Source organism: Methylocapsa sp. S129, assembly GCF_009765995.1.
In the GTDB taxonomy this organism is placed as follows: Bacteria; Pseudomonadota; Alphaproteobacteria; order Rhizobiales; family Beijerinckiaceae; genus Roseiarcus.
The window spans coordinates 59,381-80,755 of sequence record NZ_LMUI01000050.1; the positions used below are offsets into that span (position 1 = coordinate 59,381).

19 protein-coding genes are annotated in these 21,375 nt (G+C 63.7%); 12 read left to right on the forward strand and 7 right to left on the reverse strand.

Annotated features, from left to right (window positions below):
- Window positions 1–19: 19 nt before the first annotated feature.
- Together recG and GSQ90_RS28005 are read left to right on the forward strand one after the other, a co-directional pair.
- Complete coding sequence (gene recG, locus GSQ90_RS28000) at window positions 20–2,119, forward strand: ATP-dependent DNA helicase RecG (RefSeq protein WP_158818275.1); 2,100 nt, start codon at window positions 20–22, stop codon at window positions 2,117–2,119.
- 170 nt (window positions 2,120–2,289) lie between these two features.
- Window positions 2,290–2,814, forward strand: a complete 525-nt coding sequence (locus GSQ90_RS28005; RefSeq protein ID WP_158818276.1) for a hypothetical protein — start codon at window positions 2,290–2,292, stop codon at window positions 2,812–2,814.
- A gap of 304 nt (window positions 2,815–3,118) precedes the next feature.
- Here the strand turns inward: GSQ90_RS28005 and GSQ90_RS28010 are convergent, their stop codons facing one another.
- A complete protein-coding gene (locus GSQ90_RS28010; RefSeq protein WP_371418465.1) occupies window positions 3,119–3,622 on the reverse strand; it encodes a DUF2867 domain-containing protein in 504 nt (167 codons plus the stop codon).
- The gene (locus tag GSQ90_RS28015; RefSeq protein WP_158818277.1) at window positions 3,619–4,374 is read right to left on the reverse strand and encodes a DUF502 domain-containing protein; all 756 of its coding nucleotides are present in this window, start codon (window positions 4,372–4,374) and stop codon (window positions 3,619–3,621) included. The genes GSQ90_RS28010 and GSQ90_RS28015 overlap by 4 nt, the downstream gene beginning before the upstream one ends.
- Window positions 4,375–4,668: 294 nt before the next feature.
- On the opposite strand from GSQ90_RS28015, the gene GSQ90_RS32745 reads away from it, so the two are divergent.
- Window positions 4,669–4,794, forward strand: coding sequence for a hypothetical protein (locus GSQ90_RS32745; RefSeq protein ID WP_256366635.1), 126 nt, complete (start codon window positions 4,669–4,671; stop codon window positions 4,792–4,794).
- Between the two features lie 10 nt (window positions 4,795–4,804).
- On the opposite strand, the gene glmS is transcribed toward GSQ90_RS32745, so the two are convergent.
- Window positions 4,805–6,628, reverse strand: a complete 1,824-nt coding sequence (gene glmS, locus GSQ90_RS28020; protein WP_158818278.1) for a glutamine--fructose-6-phosphate transaminase (isomerizing) — start codon at window positions 6,626–6,628, stop codon at window positions 4,805–4,807.
- A 223-nt stretch (window positions 6,629–6,851) separates the two neighbouring features.
- Here glmS and GSQ90_RS28025 point away from each other — a divergent pair, with 223 nt between their 5' ends.
- Window positions 6,852–7,106 (forward strand): hypothetical protein, encoded by a 255-nt coding sequence (locus GSQ90_RS28025; protein ID WP_158818279.1) that lies wholly within the window; start codon window positions 6,852–6,854, stop codon window positions 7,104–7,106.
- Window positions 7,107–7,158: 52 nt separating this feature from the next.
- On the opposite strand, the gene GSQ90_RS28030 is transcribed toward GSQ90_RS28025, so the two are convergent.
- Window positions 7,159–7,866, reverse strand: coding sequence for an HAD family hydrolase (locus GSQ90_RS28030; RefSeq protein ID WP_158818280.1), 708 nt, complete (start codon window positions 7,864–7,866; stop codon window positions 7,159–7,161).
- 143 nt (window positions 7,867–8,009) lie between these two features.
- Here GSQ90_RS28030 and GSQ90_RS28035 point away from each other — a divergent pair, with 143 nt between their 5' ends.
- Window positions 8,010–8,585, forward strand: a complete 576-nt coding sequence (locus GSQ90_RS28035) for a GNAT family N-acetyltransferase (RefSeq protein WP_158818281.1) — start codon at window positions 8,010–8,012, stop codon at window positions 8,583–8,585.
- Between the two features lie 52 nt (window positions 8,586–8,637).
- Here the strand turns inward: GSQ90_RS28035 and GSQ90_RS28040 are convergent, their stop codons facing one another.
- Window positions 8,638–9,798, reverse strand: coding sequence for an AAA family ATPase (locus tag GSQ90_RS28040; protein ID WP_158818368.1), 1,161 nt, complete (start codon window positions 9,796–9,798; stop codon window positions 8,638–8,640).
- A gap of 193 nt (window positions 9,799–9,991) precedes the next feature.
- Here GSQ90_RS28040 and GSQ90_RS28045 point away from each other — a divergent pair, with 193 nt between their 5' ends.
- From GSQ90_RS28045 to GSQ90_RS28055, 3 genes are all read left to right on the forward strand, one after another.
- Window positions 9,992–10,924, forward strand: a complete 933-nt coding sequence (locus GSQ90_RS28045) for a substrate-binding domain-containing protein (protein WP_158818282.1) — start codon at window positions 9,992–9,994, stop codon at window positions 10,922–10,924.
- A 260-nt stretch (window positions 10,925–11,184) separates the two neighbouring features.
- A complete protein-coding gene (locus tag GSQ90_RS28050) occupies window positions 11,185–12,171 on the forward strand; it encodes an ABC transporter permease (RefSeq protein ID WP_158818283.1) in 987 nt (328 codons plus the stop codon).
- A 4-nt stretch (window positions 12,172–12,175) separates the two neighbouring features.
- On the forward strand, window positions 12,176–12,919 hold the full coding sequence (locus tag GSQ90_RS28055) for an ATP-binding cassette domain-containing protein (RefSeq protein ID WP_158818284.1): 744 nt from the start codon (window positions 12,176–12,178) through the stop codon (window positions 12,917–12,919).
- Window positions 12,920–13,260: 341 nt separating this feature from the next.
- Here GSQ90_RS28055 and glmU read toward each other — a convergent pair whose 3' ends face one another.
- Window positions 13,261–14,622, reverse strand: a complete 1,362-nt coding sequence (glmU, locus tag GSQ90_RS28060; protein WP_158818285.1) for a bifunctional UDP-N-acetylglucosamine diphosphorylase/glucosamine-1-phosphate N-acetyltransferase GlmU — start codon at window positions 14,620–14,622, stop codon at window positions 13,261–13,263.
- 315 nt (window positions 14,623–14,937) lie between these two features.
- Here glmU and GSQ90_RS28065 point away from each other — a divergent pair, with 315 nt between their 5' ends.
- Complete coding sequence (locus GSQ90_RS28065) at window positions 14,938–16,488, forward strand: glucan biosynthesis protein (protein ID WP_158818286.1); 1,551 nt, start codon at window positions 14,938–14,940, stop codon at window positions 16,486–16,488.
- Window positions 16,476–18,665, forward strand: coding sequence for a glucans biosynthesis glucosyltransferase MdoH (mdoH, locus tag GSQ90_RS28070; protein WP_158818287.1), 2,190 nt, complete (start codon window positions 16,476–16,478; stop codon window positions 18,663–18,665). Before GSQ90_RS28065 ends, mdoH begins: the two co-directional genes overlap by 13 nt.
- Here mdoH and GSQ90_RS28075 read toward each other — a convergent pair.
- Window positions 18,655–19,506, reverse strand: coding sequence for a rhomboid family intramembrane serine protease (locus tag GSQ90_RS28075; protein WP_158818288.1), 852 nt, complete (start codon window positions 19,504–19,506; stop codon window positions 18,655–18,657). The genes mdoH and GSQ90_RS28075 overlap by 11 nt on opposite strands.
- Window positions 19,507–20,014: 508 nt before the next feature.
- On the opposite strand from GSQ90_RS28075, the gene GSQ90_RS28080 reads away from it, so the two are divergent.
- Window positions 20,015–20,638, forward strand: a complete 624-nt coding sequence (locus GSQ90_RS28080; RefSeq protein ID WP_158818289.1) for a PAS domain-containing protein — start codon at window positions 20,015–20,017, stop codon at window positions 20,636–20,638.
- A 124-nt stretch (window positions 20,639–20,762) separates the two neighbouring features.
- Window positions 20,763–21,359, forward strand: a complete 597-nt coding sequence (locus tag GSQ90_RS28085) for a PilZ domain-containing protein (RefSeq protein ID WP_158818369.1) — start codon at window positions 20,763–20,765, stop codon at window positions 21,357–21,359.
- Window positions 21,360–21,375 lie beyond the last annotated feature (16 nt).

Genomic DNA, 21,375 nt, shown 5'->3' on the forward strand with positions numbered 1-21,375 from the left:
CTCGCGTATAAATCCCCTTATGCGCCCCGCCTTGCTCGATCCGCTGTTCGCTCCCGCCGCCACTCTCCCCGGCGTCGGTCCCAAGATCGCCAAACTGCTCGATCGGCTGCTCGACCGCCCGGCCGGCGCGCGCGTCATCGATGTTTTGTTCCATTTGCCCTATGCGACGCTCGACCGGCGGGCGCGGCCAAAGATCCGCGACGCGCAGCGCGACGCGATCGCCACGCTCGAAGTGCGCGTCGCCGAGCACCGGCCGCCGCCCAACGCACGCTCGAAAGCGCCGTTCAAAGTGCTGGTCGAGGATGAGACGGGCGATGTCGAACTGGTGTTCTTCCTCGCCAATCACGACTGGATCCGCAAGCAATTGCCGCTCGGCGAAACGCGCTGGGTGTCGGGCAAGCTTGAAATGTGGGACGGCCATTTGCAGATGGTCCATCCCGACCGGGTGATGGACGCCGCGGCGCTCGCCAACATGCCGGCCGTCGAGCCGGTCTACGGGCTGACCGAAGGTCTGTTCCCCCGCGTTCTCGCCAAGGCCGCGCAAGGGGCTCTGGCGAGATTGCCCAGACTGCCCGAATGGATCGCCGACAAGAATGCGCAGCGCCTGCGCGCGCCGACTTTCGCCGCCGCGCTGGCGGCGATGCACAATCCGCAGCAGCCCGGCGACATCGATCCCGCCGGTCCGGCCGGGACGCGGCTCGCCTATGACGAATTGCTCGCCAATCAGCTTGCGCTTTTGATGGTGCGCGCGCGCATGCGCACGCTGGCGGGGCGCTCCAATATTTCGGATGGGCGCCTCGCGGCGAAGATCGAAGCCGCCCTGCCCTTTCGCCTCACCGGAGCGCAGGCCAGGGCGTTCGCCGAAATACGCGCGGACCTGGCTTCGCCCAAGCGCATGTTGCGGTTGCTGCAGGGCGATGTCGGCTCGGGAAAAACCATCGTCGCGCTGCTCGCTATGGCTGATGTCGTCGAATCCGGGCGGCAGACGGCGTTGATGGCGCCGACCGAAATCCTCGCGCGCCAGCATTTCGAACGCATGCGCCCGCTCGCCGAAGCCGCCGGGCTGCGCATCATCATTCTGACCGGGCGCGACAAAACCTCCGAACGCAACCGCACCCTGGCCGCGCTTGCCGCCGGCGAAATCGACATCGCGCTCGGCACCCATGCCCTGTTTCAGGAAAGCGTCGCCTTTCGCGATCTCGGCCTCGCCGTCGTCGATGAGCAGCATCGGTTCGGCGTTCGTCAGCGCCTCGCTTTGGCGTCCAAGGGCGAAGCGGTCGATCTCTTGGTGATGACCGCGACGCCGATACCGCGCACGCTGGTGCTGACTTATTTCGGCGATATGGACGTCTCGGCGCTGACCGAAAAGCCGCCCGGCCGCACGCCGATCGACACGCGCGCGATCCCGCTGGATCGCCTGAGCGACGTCATCGCCGGCATCGGCCGCGCGATCGCGTCAGGCGCCCGCGCCTATTGGGTCTGCCCGCTGGTCGAGGAGAGCGAAGAGCTCGACGTGGCTGCGGCGCAGGAGCGGGCCGAGGCGCTGCGCGCGATATTCGGCACGGCGGTCGACGTCATTCACGGCCGCATGAAAGGCGCCGACAAGGACGCGGCGATGGAGCGGTTCCAGCGCGGCGAGACGAAAATTCTGGTCGCCACCACTGTCATCGAGGTCGGCGTCGACGTGGCGGAGGCGACGATCATGGTGATCGAACATGCCGAGCGCTTCGGCCTCGCGCAATTGCACCAATTGCGCGGCCGCGTCGGGCGCGGCGCGGGCCGCTCGACCTGCCTCTTGCTCTACAAGGCGCCGCTCGGCGAGGTTTCGCGCGCCCGGCTCGAAATCCTGCGCGAGACGGAAGACGGCTTTCGCATCGCCGAAGAAGATCTGCGGCTGCGCGGCGAGGGCGAAGTGCTTGGCGCGCGCCAAGCCGGCGCCCCCGGCTTCCGCCTCGCCCGCCTCGACCTGCACGGCCAGTTGCTGACGCTGGCGCGGGATGAAGCGCAGGCGGCGCTGGAGCGCAGCCCAAGGCTGGCGGGCGATGAGAACCGGCCGCTGCGGACATTGCTCTATCTGTTCGAGCGCGATGAGGCGGTGCGGTTGCTGGAGGCGGGGTAGCTTGAAATCAAACGCTCGGCGTCCAAATCACGGGGGCTTCTTCGGGTGGACGGCGGGCGTAAATGCTTTCTCGAAAGCCGCCGCAACAATATTGTTGCGCGTTCAGCGACGATGGTTGGAATCGGACCTCCATCTGGATAATCTCGCAAGAGAGGCCGGAGGGTTCCTGCATGCGTCTTCTTTACGTGGCGACGCTCTTGGGCGCGTTTGGCGTTGGTCAAGCTTCGGCCGAAGACAACGGCGAGAGACTTCTCCAGATTTTCGAGAAGACGTGCGCCGGGAAGCCGGTCTCCGGCGAGGCGCTGGATGCGCAGGCGCGTGGCCTTGGCTATGTCCATCAAAACGGGGCTGTCGCGCCCGACGACCTCAAGCGGGACCCCGATGACATCCATGACTGGAAGCTCCCTGAGCAGGGATCGAACTTCGCCCTCGATGCTTATTTCGCCGGGCCCCGGACGCACTATCGGACTGTTTGCGGAATCCATGCCGACAATGTCGACATTGCCGCCTTCGTCGAGCGCCTCATGCGCGAGACGACATTGCCGCAACCGCAAACGAAATCAGATCCGAAGACGGGCGCGCTGAGCTATATTTGGACGGCGGAGGCCGACGGCGGGAAGGACACGCTGGAAGTCGACGCCTATAAGAATGGCAGGGTCAGACTCGCTTTCTCATACGACGTGATCGCACGTTAGAGCCGTCCGCGTTCGTATGACTGCCGACTATGAAAGCCGTCAAGGGGCGATCTTGGCCTTCGCTTCAAGGAATGCCGCAGCGGCCGCCGCCGCCGCCACCTCAACTCAGCGCCAAGTTCGCATCCCCGCGCGAAGGCGTCCGCGAGGAAATCGATGAAGACCCGGACCTCGGTCGGCAGCCGGCGTCCGGCGGGATGGACGGCGCTGGTCGCCGGCGCGCCTGGCTCATAGTCGCGTAGCGCGAGGCGGACCGCGCCCGAGGCGATTTCGGGGGCGAACAAAATAACTCGGCGCATGTTTGCGGTTAAGACCTCGCCGCCTGCGCCAACATGGTCCGCACGATGACGCGGTGGAACGGCATGATGAAGGCGAGATAGGCGCGGCCCATCCAGTTATGCGTGCGCACCAATGTCGTCGTCGTCACCTGCTGGCGATCGGCGCCCAGCGAGAGCACGTCGACGACGACGCGAAAATCGAGATGCCAGTCGTCAAAGCCCATCACGACGCGATCCGGCGTCTCGCTGACGACGGGAAAGAAGCCGATGCGGCGTCGCCTCTCCGGCGGCAGGTCTTTATCGATGGCCGTCTCGTCGGCGCCCTTCAACCCGATCAAGGCGACGAGCCGGTTGCGCAAGGCGAGAAGCGCGCGGATCCAGCGCGGCGTGCGCCCGAAAATGCGCTGAGCGGCGGCGGCGGCGTCAAGCGCCGGAGTCGCGACGATCAGTTGGTAGGCGTCGGCAAAATCGGCGCCGGCGAGAAGCGGCGCGGTCGTCGCCCCCGGCGCCATGGCGTGAACGGACATATTCATTCCGCCGCCCGCCCCTGCTGCCCGATCGCCTCCAGCGCCTGCTCCTGCCGCGCCGCCTGGGCCATCGCGGCCAGCGCCGCCTGGCCTTCGGGCTGGACGACGCCCGCCGACACGATCAGCTTGACGGCGTCTTCGGGCGTCATCGGCAATTCGATGACGTCGCTGGTCGGAATGAAGAAATAGAAGCCGGTGGTCGGATTGGGCGTGCAGGGCAGGAAGACCGAGGTCATATCGCCCGGCGGCAACACGCCGGCGACCGCCGCGGCCGGTTCGGCGGTGATGAAGACGATCGACCAGGAGCCTTTGACCGGGAATTCCACCAGCCCCACTTTACGAAACTGCGTGCCGCTCTGGCTGAAAACGGTTTCGAAAATCTGTTTGACGCTCTTGTAGATGCCGCGCACCACCGGCGTCCGGTCGAGCAAAGCCTCGCCGATGCGCACCAAAGTGCGCCCGGCAATATTGGCCGCCAGAAATCCGAGCAGCGTCAGGCCGACAAGCGCGATGACGACGCCAAAGCCCGGCACGTGAAAGGGCAGATAGGAATCGGGCCAGAAGCGAGCCGGCAGCAGCGGCTTGACCCAATTGTCGACGGTGTCGATGAACCACCAGGCGATATAGACGGTCACCGCGACGGGGCCGAAGATCACGAGGCCGGTGAAGAACCATGTGCGTAGCCGCGCGCCCAGGCTGCGCGGCGAAACCGGCGCCGGCTCAATGGCGATATCGCTCGTTTTGGGCGCTAGGGTCATGGCGGTCTCTGAAGGAGCATTACGACGCGAAATGGCCACGGCTTCGCGCAAAAACAAGGCGGCGCGCCGCGACGACAATCCTCCCCTGGCCCGCCGCTCGTCACTGGGCCTGGGCGAACCATGGCCACTCGCGCCGCCAAATGCAAGACGGCGGCGACAGGCTTGTCCCCTTACGCCGCCATTGCCGATTTCGCCAGATTGCGCGGCCGGTCAGCATCCCTGCCCATGATGACAGTGGTGTGATCCAGCGACGATGTGCTTTATCACGGCAGACGAAACAGGATATGCTGACTCATGAAGAAAACGCCGCCGAACGCCATTGAAGACGCCCGTCAACGAGTCCTGACGATTCGCCTGCTGTTTGTCGTGGGCGCGCTTGCCGGCATGGTGGCGTGCGTTTTGGTTTCCCGCATGCTTTGAAACGGCCGCCCTATTCCACCGTCACCGATTTGGCCAGATTGCGCGGCTGGTCGGCGTCTTTGCCCATGATGACGGCCGTGTGATAGGCGATCATCTGCACCGTCGCGGCATAGACGATGGGCGCGAATTCATGGCCCATTTCCGGCATCGCTAGGAAATGCGCGAGACCCACCGCCGCCTCTTCCGCCGCGCTCTTGTCGCCGATCAGGATGATGCGCCCGCCGCGCGCGGCCACTTCCTGCATGTTCGACACCGTCTTTTCGAAGACGGGATCGCGCGGCGCGATGACGATGACCGGCATCGCCTCGTCGATCAGCGCGATCGGTCCGTGCTTGAGTTCGCCCGCCGCATAGCCTTCGGCGTGGATATACGACAATTCCTTGAGTTTCAGCGCGCCTTCAAGCGCCAGGGGATAGGCGGTGCCGCGTCCGAGATAGAGAACGTCGCGCGCCTTGGCGAGCGAATGGGCGATCGCTTCGACAGCCGGCTCCAGTTTCAGCGCCTGCGCGATGAGGCCGGGAATGGCGACCAGTTCGGCGACGAGCGCGGCCGCGCTCGCCTCGTCGAGAGTTCCGCGCGCCTGGCCGAGGCTGATGGCGATCGCCGCCATTACGGCAAGCTGGCAGGTGAAAGCCTTGGTCGAGGCGACGCCGATCTCCGGACCCGCCAGCGTCGGCGCCAGACTGTCGCTGAGGCGCGAAATGCTCGATGTCGGCACGTTGACGATGCCGACGATCTTGCTGCCGTTCTCCTTGGCGTAGCGCAGAGAGGCCAAAGTGTCGGCCGTCTCGCCCGATTGCGAGATGACGATGGTGACGCCTGATGCGTCGACCGGCGCCTCGCGATAGCGATATTCGGAGGCGACGTCGATCTCGACGGGCAGGCGCGCGAAACGCTCGATCCAATATTTGCCGATCAGCCCCGCCATATAAGCCGTGCCGCAGGCGCAGATCGTGATGCGCGACAGCTTGGCCGGGTCGACCGGCCAGGCGAAGGGGCGCACGCGCTGCTCGCTCATATCGATGTAATGGGCGAGCGTATGGCCGACGACTTCGGGCTGTTCGTGAATTTCCTTGGCCATGAAATGGCGGTAATTGCCCTTCTCGATCAGCAGCCCGCCCGCCGGACTCCTGATCTTGCGGCGCGTGACGACCTTGCCTGTCGCATCATGGAACACCGCGCCCTCGCGGGTCAGAACGACCCAGTCGCCCTCTTCGAGATAAGCGATGAGATCGGTGAAGGGGGCGAGCGCCAACGCGTCCGAGCCCAGATACATTTCGCCTTGGCCATAACCGACCGCCAGCGGCGCGCCGCGCCGGGCGCCGATGAGGAGGTTGTCCTCGCCGTCAAAGAGATAGGCGAGCGCGTAGGCGCCGCGCATGCGCGGCAGAGCGGCGGCCACCGCCTCGATCGGGCTCTTGCCGGCGGCGAGTTCGTCGGTGACGAGAAATGCGGCGACTTCGCTGTCGGTTTCCGTCTCCAGCTTGTGACCCTTTGCGCTAAGCTCCTCCCGCAATGCTTTGAAATTCTCAATGATTCCATTGTGGACCACGGCGAGCTTCTCGCTCGCATGCGGATGGGCGTTAGCCTCGCTGGGCTTGCCATGCGTCGCCCATCGCGTATGGCCGATGCCGATCGCGCCTTCCAGCGGCGCCGCGGCGAGCCGCGTCTCCAGATTGCGCAGCTTGCCCTCGGCGCGCCGGCGCGTCAGGCGCCCTGCCTCCAATGTGGCGATGCCCGCCGAATCATAGCCGCGATATTCGAGCCGCTTCAGCGCATCGACGATCTGCCCCGCGACGGGGCCTGTCCCGAGAATGCCAACGATGCCGCACATACGAGTTCCTCAAGAGGGCTGAATCGAAACGAAGCAAGGGTTAGACCAGCCCGGCGGCACGGCTCAAGTCACGTTGAATGTCCGAAATGTCTCATTTTGAGAGACGCGGAGCGGACGCCAGACGCGGCAATGGCCGGCGCGGCTTTGAATATTTCGACGCAGGGATATAGTCGCGGCCGGCGCCGCAAGGACGATCAACTATCCGGCGCCAGACGGAGCGGCGATGAGAACGTTAGTCCTTGGCGCCCTGGCCGTGTTCTCCGTGCAAGCGGCAATGGCTGGTCAGGTCAAACATCGACTCTGCGCGCCGGCTCATCTTTTCGTCCGCTGCGTCATCGACCCAGCCTCCCTGCCCGCCAACGCGCCCGCCGCGAGCTGCGACTACAATGGCGGCGGAGACCCGAGCAACCGATGCCTATGTCCTCCGATGCCCGGCGTCGCCGCGCAATCGGGACACGTGCGATGCAGCGAGTTCTAAAGCCCGGAATGATCGGAACCTTCACGGGCGGCGGGCGCCTGTCCATCGTGGCTCAGCAAAGCCGCGCAACCAGTTCGGCGAGTTCGCCCAGATGATCGAGGCGGTGGAAGCGCGAAGCGGCGGGCGGCGGCTCGCTATGCTCCTCGGCCCAGACCAGCGCTTGCGGCACATAGACGCCCCAGGCGCCCGCCTCGATCGCAGGTATAACGTCGGACTTCAGGGAATTGCCCACCATCATCGCGCGCTCGGGCCCATCGGCGTGGCGCGCGAAGACGCGCGCATAGGTCGACGCCTTCTTGTCGGAGACGATTTCAACCGCGTCGAAGAAGCTGGCGAGCCCGGATTCTTCCAGCTTGCGCTCCTGATCGAGAAGATCGCCCTTGGTGACGAGGATGAGACGGTAGGCGCCGGCGAGCCGGCCCAGCGCCTCGCGGACATGGGGCAGAATCTCGATGGGATGGCGCAGCAATTCGCGGCCGGCGGATAGAATCTCGCCGGTCAACGCCGCCGAGGCCTGGCCGCCGGTCGCCTCGACAGCGGTTTCGATCATCGACAAGGTGAAGCCTTTGACGCCGAAGCCATAGAGCGGCAGGTTTCGCCGCTCGACTTCCCGCAATTTCAACAAGATGTCTTCGGCCGAGCCATGGCCGGCAAGAAGCGCGGCGAAGCGCGCCTCCGCCCGCTCATAAAAATCCTGGTGCCGCCAAAGCGTGTCGTCCGCATCAAAACCGATCGCTGACAATCTCAAATCGGCGGACATGCTCAAATCCATGGCTTCGCCCATCGGCGCTTCGCTCTCATGTCGGGAGTGGGATCGCTGGTCAAGCGCCGCGCAACTCAATTGCCGGACGTTCGCGGTCCCTGATAAGAATTTACCTCATCGGGACAGGTTGGGAACGGCTGATGCTAAGGGGAGCGACGGTTGCGCTGGAGCCGCTGGAGATGTCGCATCAAGCGCAACTCGTTGAGGCGGCGTCCGATGGGGAATTGTGGACCTTGCAGGTCACGGTCGTCCCCGGCCCCGACACCGTCAGATCGTATGTCGAGAGAGCCCTGGCCGGCAGAGACGCCGGAACCGTCATGCCGTTCGTCATCGTCGAACGGGCGACGGGGCGGGTCGTCGGCAGCACGCGTTTTTGGAAAATCGACCAAGCCAATCGCAAGCTGGAAATCGGCGCCACCTGGCTGGCGCGATCGGCGCAGCGCAGCGGCGTCAATACCGAGGCCAAATATCTCATGCTGTCGCATGCATTCGAGGCCATGAAATTCATCCGCGTCCAGTTTACGACGGATGAGCTGAATGAGCGTTCAAGAGCCGCGATCCTTCGCCTGGGCGCTGTCGAAGAGGGCGTCATCCGGCACGAACGCATCATGCCCGATGGACGTAAGCGGAATTCCGTGCGCTACAGCATCATCGACGCCGAATGGCCCGCCGTGAAGCTACGCCTAGAACAGAAGATGTCGTTGGGCCGGACATAGTCTTCCGAAGCGGTTGGGCCTGGTTGCGGCGCATATCATGCCTTCGCCGCCGCTACCGCGCCGGCCAACGCCAGGCCGGCGCATCGTCGTCGCCATCGACAAGCGTCTCTCCCAATCGCTTGGTCAACACGATCTCCCGCGCCCCCTCCTCGCGCAATGCCGCCGCCAGGCTTTGCGCATGCGAGACGACGACGATCTGCGAGCGCGCCGACGCCCGCGCGATGAGACGGGCGAGCGGAGCCAGAAGGTCGGGGTGCAGGCTCGTCTCGGGCTCGTTGAGGATCATCAGTTCGGGCGGGCGCGGCGACAGCAAGGCTGCGGTGAGCAAAAGATAGCGCAAGGTTCCGTCGGAAAGCTCGGCGGCGCTCAAGGGTCGCAGCAGGCCATGCTGCCTGAGCTCGAGCTCGAATTGCCCATCGGCGCCGCCAACTTCGAGCGTCGCGCCGGCAAAAGCGTCGGCGATCGCCTCGTCCATCTCGTCGGCGGCGCCGATTTCGCGGATCGTCGCGACGGCGGCGGCAAGATCCGATCCGTCGCCGGCGAGCACCGGCGTGCGCGTGCCAATCTGGCGCCGGCGCGCGGGCGCTTCGGCGTCGGTGCGGAAATAATCATAGAAGCGCCAGTTGCGCAGGCGTTCGCGCAAGCCGAGCAGCTCCGCCGCCTCACGTGGATCGCTGCAATGAGTGAGCATGCTGTCGAAGGGCGCGAGATTATGCATGGCCTGCCGCCATGCGCCCGTCGCGTCGCGAATGCGCACGGAGGGGCCAGCTCGCTCCGCGAAGACATTGTTCCTGCCGAGCGTCCCGCCGGCCCACAGACTTTCGCGTTTGATTTCCGGGTCTCTGGAAAACCTGGTCGGCGGCGGCGGCGGGATCGGCAGGCCAAGATCAATGGCGTAGCCGACGGTTTCCGACGAGAACCCCAGCTTCAGACTAACCGGATTGTTGCGCCGCGTGCCTTGGACGGGCTGGACGCCCTGCTTCATGCCGCGCGAGAACGCCTCCGGCCCGGCCCATAGAACGGAGGGCAGGCCGCCTTCGATCGCCAGCGATTGGATGATGCGGCCCTGGGCGATATCGGCCATCAGCCGCAGCGCGCGGTACAGGCTCGACTTGCCGCTGCCATTGGCGCCCGTCACGACGTTCAGCACATCGAGGCTGAGCGTGACGTCGCGCAAGGAGCGATAGCCCGAGATGGAGACCTGCGTCATCATTCGCATCGCGTCATCCTGCCCGCAGTCGGCCGCTTTCGCCAGACATTATGACGCTCTGTGTTTCGGCCGATCGCGTAACCAAAGCCGCGTGAAATACGACTCCTTGCTCCTCCTTCGCTAACATGTCAGTCTTTCCGTTCGGCGACGACACCCGACTTTAACGGGCGGATTTCGCCGAATGGGAGGAGATCGCATGCTTAGAAAACTCACGCTGCTCGTTTGCGGAGCGCTTCTGGCTTTGGCGCTGCCCTTGGCCGCGCAGGCCAAGACTTTTTTCTGGATTTCGCACGGTTCGCCCGCCGATCCCGTCTGGACCTATTTCCTGGCCGGCGCCAATCAATGGGCGAAGGACACCGGCAACACCGTGAAAACATCGTTCCATAACGGCGATGTCGCCTCGCAGCAGGAAGCGGTGCGTTCGGCGATCGCCGCCAAGGCGGACGGCATCGTCACCACCAGCCCCGATCCTGGCAGCCTCGTGCAGGTGACCAAGGAAGCCAATGACGCCAAAATCCCGATCATCAACTTCAACACGCCCGATCCGAAAGCCAGCTTCAACGCCTATGTCGGCGGCGACAATGTCGTGTTCGGCCGCCACTGGGCCCAATATCTCGTCGACAAGGGCTTGGTGAAATCAGGAGACTTCGTCTGGGCCCCTGTGGAAGTTCCCGGCGCCACCTATGGCGTCCAGGAAATGGAAGGCATTATGAGCGTGTTCAAACCGCTCGGGATCACGGCGGAAGTCACGGAAACCACGCTCGATCAGGGTGAGATCATCACCCGAATGGCCGATTATCTCACCGCCAACCGCAAGAAGATCAAGGCGATCATCAGCCTGGGCGACCTCGCCGACGGCAGCATCAAGCGGGTGTTCGATCAGGTGCATGTCAAGCCCGGCGAAATCCCGGTCGTCGGCTGGGGCAATTCGCTCGACACCACGCAAGAAGTGCTCAACGGCTACGTGAACGCCGCGCAATGGCAGGATCCGCAGGCGACCAGCTATGTCGCGCTTTCGCTCGCCGCGATGGCCGCCAGCGGCATCCCGCCCGGCTTCAACATCATCACCGGCGCGCTCTATGAGAAGGATAAGGCGTCGATCTACGACCATATCCTGTCGGGCAAGTAGGCCGGCGACAGCCAACGTTCGCGGTCGCTTGGCCGCGAACGCGAACAGAAGAGATGTTGGGAATCCCCTCCCCCCTTGTGGGGGAGGGTTAGGGAGGGGGGTCGCGCTGACCTGTCGGATCATGGCGCAACGATCTTCGGGATAGTCCTGTGCGACCCCCCACCCCGGCCATCCCCCACAAGGGGGGAGGGAGGATGGCGCCAACCTTTTCAAGGTGGTTGACGCACGCCACTCATTCCAATTTCGATCGGCGGGTTCAGGTGCAACAACGCTCTTTCATTGCGCGGGCGATCGCGCGGCCCGAATTCGGGCCCTTCGTACTGCTTGTCGTCGAACTCGCAGGATTCTGGGCGATCAATCCCGACTTCCTGTCGGGACAGAACATCAGCAATACGCTGGCGTTCACCGTCGAACTCGGCCTCATCGCGCTGACCATGACGCTGCTGATGACCTCGGGCGAGTTCGATCTTTCCGTCGGATCTTTGTTCGGCTTCTCGCCGGTGCTGATGTGGACGCTGTTCAACAGCGGCTGGACGTCGCTGGACGTCGCGTTCGTGGTCGCGCTGATCGTCGCCGCGCTGATCGGCCTCGTCAATGGCTGGTTCGTGACGCGACTGAAAATTCCCTCGTTCCTGGTGACGCTCGGCATGCTGCTGGTCGTGCGCGGCACGGCTCTGTTCGTCACCGACGGTTTCCCGCAGCGCACCTGGAGCGCGGGCGGCCATTGGCTGGCCCAAGCGCTAGTCGGCGATTTCTATATCGGCGGCTTCCGCATCTATATGTCGCTGTTCTGGTTCATCGCGGCGGCGGTTGCGCTGAGCTACACGCTGACGCAAACCAAGGCAGGCAACTGGATCCTCGCCGCCGGCGGCAATCCCGGCGCGGCGCGCGCGCGGGGCGTCAACGTCAATCGGACCAAAGTCGCTTTATTCGTTCTTTCCTCCCTCATGGCCTCGCTGGCGGGCATCATCAGTTCGATCCGCACCTCGGCCGCCAATCCCAACAGCGGCACAGGCTATGAGCTTGAGGTCATCGCCATGGTCGTCATCGGCGGCACCGCGCTGACGGGCGGGCGCGGCACCATTATCGGAACGGTGCTGGGCATTTTCATCCTGCGCGTCATGCGCAACGGCATCGTTCTGATCGGCGTGCCGGGACTCGCCTATAACATCTTCATCGGCGCGATCATCCTGGGGATGATGGCGCTGCACTCCTGGCTGGAACGCCGGCATCAGGCGGGGACTTAAGCCAATGGCCGAAGCCCTTGTTCGCATGGAAAATATCAGCAAGTTCTACGGTCGCGTCCAGGCGCTCGAGGGCGTCAACCTGACCGTCGACGGCAGCGAAATCGTCGGATTGCTCGGCGACAATGGCGCCGGCAAATCGACCCTCATCAAGGTGCTGTCGGGCGCGGTGCCGGCGACAAGCGGCGACATCTATGTGCGCGGACGCAAGGTCAACATCCGCAGCACAACCGACGCGATCGCCCAGGGCATCGAGACGATCTACCAAGATTCCGCGCTGGTCATCCAATTGTCGATCGCGCGAAACCTGTTTCTCGGCCGCGAACCGATCACGGGACCGCGCTTTCTCAATCGGATGGACCATACGCTGATGGAGCAGGTCGCGCGCGACCTCCTCAAGAAGGTCGGCATCGGCAAGGACATTCCACCCGACACGCCCATCTCTTCGCTATCGGGCGGCGAACGGCAAGCGGTGGCGATCGCGCGGGCGATGCATTTCGACAGCGACCTGATCATCCTCGACGAACCCACCAACAATCTGGGCGTCGCCGAGACGCAGGGCGTCCTGCGTTTTGTGCGTAACGCACGCGATTCCGGTCATTCCTGCATTTTCATCGCCCATAATATCCACCACGTTTTCCAGGTGGTGGACCGCATCGTCGTCATGCGGCGCGGCAAGATCGTCGCCGACGATATCGACCCCAAGCGAACGACGGTGGCTGAGGTCGAGGGGGTGATCACCGGGGAGTGAGGGGCGGCCTCGCGCCATCAGGCCTCGGGCGCCGGCGACGAAACATATTTGTTTCTGAAAATAAGAATTTATGATAATCTAGCGACCAATTTCCAAAAAGTCGGCCCGCGGGAAGCTTATCTTACCCTCCCGCCCTCTCCGTCCGAGAGCCCCGATCCAGGTTTGCGCGTGGAAAATTACGATGTGGAAGTCCAAACGAGGTTAAGTCCTTGATATTCCCCGTTTCGCGGATAGAATCGCGCTTCCCCACGCGCGAAAATCAAAGGCTTAGCAGGGATTTTGACGGACCGTATCGGGTCATTCGGGCGCTCCGGCTATTCCCGGGCGCTTCCAGGGCCCACTCACTCCGCCGCCTTCTTCGGCTTCTGCCTTGCCCGGAACGCTTTCGCCCAGCCGGGTTTGGCGACCTGTCTGCCGCGGCCGATGGCCAGCGCATCCGGCTCGACATCCTCGGTGACCACCGACCCGGAGCCGATATAGGCCCCTGCCCCGATGGTCACCGGCGCCACCAAAGCGGAATTGGAGCCGACGAAGGCGCCGGCGCCGATGTCGGTCCTGAATTTCGAGAAGCCGTCGTAATTGCAGGTGATCGTTCCCGCCCCGATATTGGCCCCCGCGCCCACGCGGGCGTCGCCGATATAACTGAGGTGATTGACCTTGGCGCCGGCCTCGACGGAAGCGTTCTTGATCTCGACAAAATTGCCGACCTTGGCGCCGGCCGCGATGTCCGCCCCTGGGCGAAGCCGGGCATAGGGACCGATCGAGGCTTTTGCCGCGACCTTCGCGCCTTCGAGATGGGAGAAGGCGTGGATAATAGCGCCTTCCGCGATCTCGACGCCTTTGCCGAACACGACGTGAGGTTCGACAAGAACGTCGCGCCCCAGCTTCGTGTCATGCGAAAAGAACACGGTGTCCGGCGCGATCAGCGTCGCGCCCTCGCGCATCGCGTGCTCGCGCAAGCGCCGCTGCATGACGGCTTCGGCGGCGGCCAACTGGACCCGATCGTTGACGCCCATAACCTCGTCTTCGGACGCGATCCGCGTCGTCGCCAGGAACCCGCGCGCGGCGGCGACGGCGACGATGTCGGTGAGATAGAATTCGCCCGCCGCATTGTCCGAGCCGATCTGATCGAGCAATTCGAGCGCGCGCGCGCCGGCGATGGCCATCGGCCCGGCATTGCACAGGACGATCGCCCGCTCGGCTTCGCTGGCGTCCTTGTGCTCGCGGATCGCAACAAGGCGACCGTCCTTCTCGACCAGTCGGCCGTAGCCGGCAGGATCGCGCGCGGCGAAGCCGAGCGCGGCGACATCGGCCCCATGAGCCAGACTGTCGCACAAGCCTTCGAGCGTCGCGGCGCGGATCAGTGGAATATCGGCGTAAGTCATCAGAACATCGTCATAGCCCCTGGCGATCGCCTCGCGCGCCGCCAGGACGGCGTGAGCCGTGCCGAGCCGGCGCGCCTGAACGAAGATCGCGGCGGCGGGCGCGACTCTCAGCGCCTCGGCGGCGACATCGTCGCGATCCGGTCCGATGACCACAGCGACATCCAGCGCGCCGGCCGCCGCGACCGCGCCAAGCGCGTGGGCGAGCATCGTCCTGCCGGCGATTTCGTGCAGCACTTTCGGGCGCGCCGATTTCATGCGGACGCCCTCGCCCGCGGCAAGAACGAGCGCCAGGCGCCGGCGCGGCTTGGGTTTGGTCATTGCTTTTTTCCTGTCCGCACGCCGCTTGGGTGAACCATTCTTCACCCGAGGCGTTGAGTTTGGCTTAACTTCAGCGGCGCGGGAAAGTCCAGATCAGCGCATTCAATTAAAGCTCCAAAAAGCGTCTCGCCGCGCTGCAATAATGCGATATAGAAGGCGTGCCGCTCGACGGCGAGTCATTGCTCCTCGAAGGGATAAGACTTGCCGCCAAGCGTTTGTTTTAACGCGGTTTCAGAGGAAGGAACGCGCCTGGTTTCGAGGGCCATGCCCCAGAACCGCCCGGCGCGCGACCCGATCATGATATGTGAAGACTCGATGCGCCAGCGCCGCGATTTTCTGAAGCTCGCCGTAGCCGGCGCCCTATCGGGGGCAGGGGCGACCCTGGGAGGGGCTATGGACGTCGCGCAGGCGGCGGACGCGGAGCCCGCGCCGAGCGCGCCCGCGCCGCCTGCCTTCGCCGCCGACAATGTGATCGAAATGGCGCGCCAGCTCGCCAAATCCCCCTTCAAGGCGCCCAAACCCGCCCTGCCCGATCCCTTCGCCAATCTGACCTACGACCAATATGTCGCGATCCGCTCCCAGCCCGGCGCCGCGCTATGGAACGGCGACAATGTCGGATTTGCGTTGGAGCCGCTGCATCGCGGCTTTATTTTCTCAACGCCGATGGACATCAATATCGTGGAGAACGGGACGCCGCGCAGGGTCCCCTACAGCCGCACGGCCTTCGACTTCGGCAAACTGCAATTGCCGACTGATTTGCCCGATATCGGTTATTCCGGCTTTCGCGTCCTGACGGCGGTGGAAGGCCAGGGCTTTCAGGAAGTGGCGATCTATCAAGGCGCGAGCTTCTTTCGCGCCAAAGCGCGCGGCCAGACCATGGGCGTGACGGCGCGGGGCTTGTCGATTCGCACGGGCGATCCCGATGGCGAGGAGTTTCCGCTGTTTCGCTCGGTCTGGATCGAAAAGCCGACGCTCGCATCGAACGCGCTGGTCATTCACGCCTTGCTCGATTCCGTCAGCCTGACCGGCGCTTTCCACTTTACGCTCCGTCCGGGCGAGGCGACGATCATCGATACCGAACTCACGGTCTTCGCGCGCGCAGCGGTCGATCATATCGGCCTGGGCACGATGAGCGGCGTCTATCTCTTCGGCGATCTCGATCGGTCCAAAATCGCCGACGTTCGCCCCAACGTCTATGAGATCAACGGACTGCAAATGCTGACCGCGAAAGGCGAGTGGATTTGGCGGCCGGTCGCCAATCGCGACACCTTGCAGATATCGGCTTTCGGCGACCCGAATATGCGGGGGTTCGGTCTCCTCCAGCGCAACCGTTCGTTCTACATGTTTGAAGACGACGATCAGCACTGGGAATCGCGGCCCTCGTTATGGATCGAACCTATCGGGGACTGGGGCGAGGGCCAGATACAATTGCTTGAAATTCCGACCGAGTCCGAGAATAACGACAACATCATCGCCCAATGGCGCTCCAACGCCGGCCTTGCCGAAGGGGCGACGAAGGTTTTCGCCTATCGGCAATTTTGGTGCTGGACGCCGCCGGCGCGCCCGACTCTCGCCACCTGCACCGGCGTGCGCATGGGAAAGGTCGGCAAGAACACGCGTTTCGTTCTCGAATTTTCGAGCGAAACGTTCAGCGATGCGACGCGGTCTTCGCAAATCAAGGCCAATATTGTCGCGCATCCCGGCCAAACCGTTTGGAGCCGTTTGTTTGTGTCCGCCGAACGCAAAAGCGTGCGCGTGGCGTTCGACCTCGACCCAGGCTCGGAGCTTTTCTCGGAATTGCGCGTGGTGCTCGAGCTTTCCGGCCAGCCCGCCAGCGAAACATGGCTCTATCGATGGACAGTGTGACCGAGCCCCCTGCTCTGGCTTCATCCGCGACGCCGCCTGAGGCGCCGCTGGCGATGCCTGTGCAATCGCTGACCCGCTTTTCGCGCAAAGAGCGGCGGCCATGGGCGGCGCCCTTGCTCGCCTATAGGCCATGGGCCGCGCGCCTTTTCGTGTTCGGCGGCGCGCTCGCGCTCACCTTGTATGGCGCCTACCAGATGTACCGGGTTGTCGAAGTCGGCGTGATCACGCTGCTCGAATGGGTGCTGGTCGTTCTCTTCGTCGCCAATTTCTCCTGGATCGCGGTCGCCTTCACTTCGGGCATCCTGGGTTTCGTCTGGCTGCTGTTTCGCACGCCCGTTCCCGGACTTCTGCCAAAAAGCCTCGCGAAGAAAACCGCCGTCGTCATGCCGATCTACAATGAAGCGCCCGCGCGCGTCTTCGCGGCGGTTCAGGCGATCTGCGAGGATGTCGAAGCCACAGGCCTGGGCGAGGCCTTCGACTATTTCTTCCTGTCCGACACGACCGACCCCGACATATGGATCGCCGAAGAGCGCGCGCTTGTGGCGATCCGCCAGAGAATGCCGGAGGCGCGCCTCTACTATCGGCATCGCCGCAGGAACACGAGCCGGAAGGCGGGCAATATCGCCGATTTCGTGACCCGCTGGGGCGGCGCTTATGAACATATGGTGGTGCTCGACGCGGACAGCCTGATGACGGGGGATTCCATCGTGCGGCTCGCGGTCGCGATGGAGGCGGACGCCGACGCCGGCATCATCCAGACCTTGCCGCTCATCATCAATCGCAACACCTTGTTTGCGCGCGTCCAGCAATTTGCCGCGCGTATCGCCGGTCCCGTCGTCGCGGCGGGACTGAGCGCCTGGATGGGACGGGACGGCAATTATTGGGGGCATAATGCGATCATCCGCACCGACGCCTTCGCCGCCCATTGCGGCTTGCCGGACCTGCGCGGCCGCCCTCCATTCGGCGGCCATATCCTCAGCCACGATTTTGTCGAGGCGGCGCTCATTCGCCGCGCCGGGTATGCGGTCTATATGCTGCCGACGCTGGGCGGCTCCTATGAAGAAAGCCCGCCTTCCCTGATTGACTTGGCGGCGCGCGATCGACGCTGGTGCCAGGGCAATTTGCAGCATCTGCGCATCTTGCCGACGAAGGGCTTGATTCTGGCCTCGCGCCAGCATTTTGCAAACGGCATTATGGGCTATCTGGCGTCGCCCTTGTGGATGGCGCAATTGCTGGTGGGCATCGCCCTCGTGCTTCAGACGAGCTACATCCGACCCGAATATTTCACCGCCGACTTCTCGCTTTTCCCGGCCTGGCCGCGTTTCGACGCGGCGCGCGCGTTGCAGCTTTTCGAGCTGACGATGGGCGTCCTGCTCGCGCCAAAATTTTTCGGTCTCGTCGCCGCGCTGATCGATCGGCGCACCAGGGTAGCGTGCGGCGGCGCGATTCGCTTGATCCTTTCCGCCCTACTGGAAACGATCATGTCGGCCTTTCTGGCGCCGATCATGATGCTGATCCAGTCGGGCTCCGTCGTGCAAATCCTTTCGGGGCGCGACACCGGCTGGAACCCGCAACGACGCGATGACGGTTCGATCCCGTTCCGAAGCATCGTGCGGCGCCATCGCACCCATATGGCGCTTGGGGTCCTGACGTTGTTCGCGAGCATGCTGATCTCGCCCTCCCTCGTCGCCTGGATGTCGCCCACGATCGCCGGCCTGATCCTCGCGATCCCTCTATCCTGGGCGAGCGGCCAATTATGGATCGGCGTCGCGCTGCGCCGCGTCGGCCTGTTGACGACCCCAGAGGAAACCGCGCCGCCCGCCATCGTTCAGCGCGCCAATGCGCTTTCGATCGAGCTCGCCCGCACAGGCCACGATGGCGACGATGGACTACGCGCCATCCATGACGACGCCGCGTTTCGCGTGCAGCACGAGCTTTTCCTGCCTTCAGCCGCGCGCCGCCGGCGCGGCGAAGTCGATGTCGAAGAGGCGGTGGCGACCGCCAAGCTCAACGATGCGAAGTCTCTTGAGGAAGTTATCGGTTGGCTGAAGCCGAAGGAACGGATGGCGTTGCTGAACGATCGCGCGTTGATTTCGCTCCTGGTGCGCCTGCCCACGGCCGTTCCGCAGCCGGAAAAGGAGGCGAAAACGGAGACTATGGCGGCGCTCAACGCCTGACGGGCGCCGCGCGACGATCAAACAGCGGGAACAGGAAAAGTCCAAGGGCGAAGCCGCCGATATGGGCGAGCCAGGCGACGGGCGCTTCCGAAAGGCCAAAGCTTTGCGCGCCGGCGCCGAATATGAAATTCGTCGCCAACCAAATGACCAGAAAGATCACGACGCGCCGTTCGCGCAACAATTGCAGCAACGGCGGCGCCGGAACGTTATAATCGGCGCCTGGCGATGAGCGCGAATAGCCGCTCGGCCCGCCTAACGGACCGCCTGGCTCGAACATGAAGCGCGCCGCCGCCGCCATCAGTCCGGAATCGGCCGCCGAAGCGCCGATGAGCGGGGTAAAATCCATCATGTTGAACGCCCAATGGAACAGAGCGCCGGCGATCGCGGTCGCCGCAAACAGGGCGAGAAATCGCAGGGGGCCCAGACGCCGCGCCACCGGCGGACCGAAGGCGATGATCCAGATCGAGTTCAAGCCGACATGGCTCCAGGAGCCGTGGATAAAGGCATAGGTCAGCAGCCGCCAAAGATTCAGACCGCCTCCTTGTTGCAGAAGAAAATCCCGAACGATTCTGGCCTGCTGCAGCGCTCCGGGATCAAGGTTGACATGCGCCTGCAGGTCGCGGAACCGTTCGGGCCAAAAAGCAAGGGTGAGCTGGCCGGGGACAAAAGCAAATCGGCCAACGATCGCCTCTTGCGTCGCCTCGGAGCAAAGACTCAGCGCCGCATGAATGACGATCAGGATCGCAACCAGCGCGACGACGACGAGCGGCGCGTCGAATATCGGCTCCCTGACTTTCAGGGCAACATTCGGATTTTCCGGCGGCGAATCGTCAGATGGCATCGGAAAACCCGGTCTTCGAAAGGGCTGTTCCGATAACACAGCGCGGCGCGGCGCGCGACGGCAATTGAGGAAGATCCGGGGGCGGCGTCGCTAGAAATAGAAAGGGAGAGCCTGGAGCAAGGCCCTCCCCTATCCTATTCCACCGTCTCCTCCGTCGGTCCGCGACGGGAGCACGCCACGGAACCTTCAGATGAATCCATCGCTTCAAACGGGCAGCAACCGCGAAACAAAAGATCCCAGGAAACGCACCGCCTCCTGCAGCAAATCAAGCGGCTTTGTTTCAACCTCAGTAACGACAATCTGGCGCATCGCCGACCGACGGGCAATCCAATCTTTAGTCTATTGTTAATTTCGTCAGCCGGCCTTTCGCAGGCGAGCCAAGGACCGCGCGAATATCCCTAACAAAGTGTTGGCATGCGCCCTGCTTCCTTGAGGTCATGGCCGTCCAGGGGCCTTAGCCCTGTGTCATATTCGGACAGCGGCCTTAAGTTGGGATTAGGGGACGCGGGTGAAATTAGCGGCAAGTCGAGAATTGCATTCCTATTGGAATCTGTTGCGCGGCGGCCGCAGCGCGCCGGAGCGTTCCGAGATCGATCCGGGCGCGATCCGCGGCGTTTTGGCCGATACGTTCATTCTCGAAGTTGACAGGTCCAAACGCTACCCGATCCGCATTGCCGGAACGCGGACAAATTCCTTATTTGCACGCGAGCTGAAAGGCGCAGCGTTTCTTGACCTTTGGCAAACGCCGGACCAACGCGAGATAGCCGCAATACTCGCCAGCGTCGCCGACGAGACGGTCGCCGTACTGGCCGGCGTTTCGACCCATCCTCCGGGCCTGCGGCCGTTGGACCTCGAACTCCTTCTGCTGCCACTTCGTCATCACGGCGACACGCGGGCTCGCATCCTCGGCGCTTTTTCACCGGCATTCCTGCCGAGTTGGATCGGCCTGTTGCCCGCTGCGCCGATGACCCTATCGTCGCTCCGAGTGCTCGGACGTGCGGAATCATCGTTCCGGAAACAGCTTTCCGCGGCTCGCGACGAACCCGCCAGGGCGATGGATTTCGGCCGAACGCCTCATTTCGACCGTCGTGGACATCTTTTTGTATTCACGAGCGCAGCTGAGCAACGCTGAACAGCCTCAAACCGCATTGCGGTAATCGGCCATTAACCCAAAGGACAATATGGTCGCGGAGCCAAGGTCGAGCACGCAAGGCATTCAGTCGGTCCAGGAAGGCGTCCACGTGAACTCCAGCGCAATGCCTTTGATAGAGGCCAAAGTCCAGGAGCGTCGCCGCCACCAGCGCGTCAAAGTGGTCCTGCCGGGCCGTTATATGCTTGAAGATCGACGCGAATATCCGTGCCAGACCATCGACATTTCGCCCGGCGGCGTGGCATTCGCCGGGGTCGCCAAAGGCGACGTCGGAGAGCGAGTCATCGCTTATCTGAATCAGATCGGCCGGGTTGAAGGAACCATCGCGCGCCATTTCGGGCAGGGCTTTGCGATCCAGATGAAGCTGCCGGTGATCAAGCGCGAAAAGCTCGCCGATCAGCTTACGTGGCTCGCCAACCGGCAGGCGCTCGGCATGGCCGAGGACCGCCGACATGAGCGCATCCCGCCGCGCTTTTCGCATAGCACGCTGAGACTATCCAACGGCCAGGAACATCTCGCCAAGCTTGTCGACATTTCCATTTCCGGCGCCGCGCTTACCGTTGCGGCCAGACCGCCGATCGGCTCCGCCGTCGTCATCGGCGAAACCCCCGCGCAAGTGGTCCGTCATTTCGAAGGCGGGATCGCGGTCGAATTCAACCGGCTCTTCCCGGCCGAGACTTTCGACGAGAATATAACGCTGTAACTTATCCGGTCGCGAT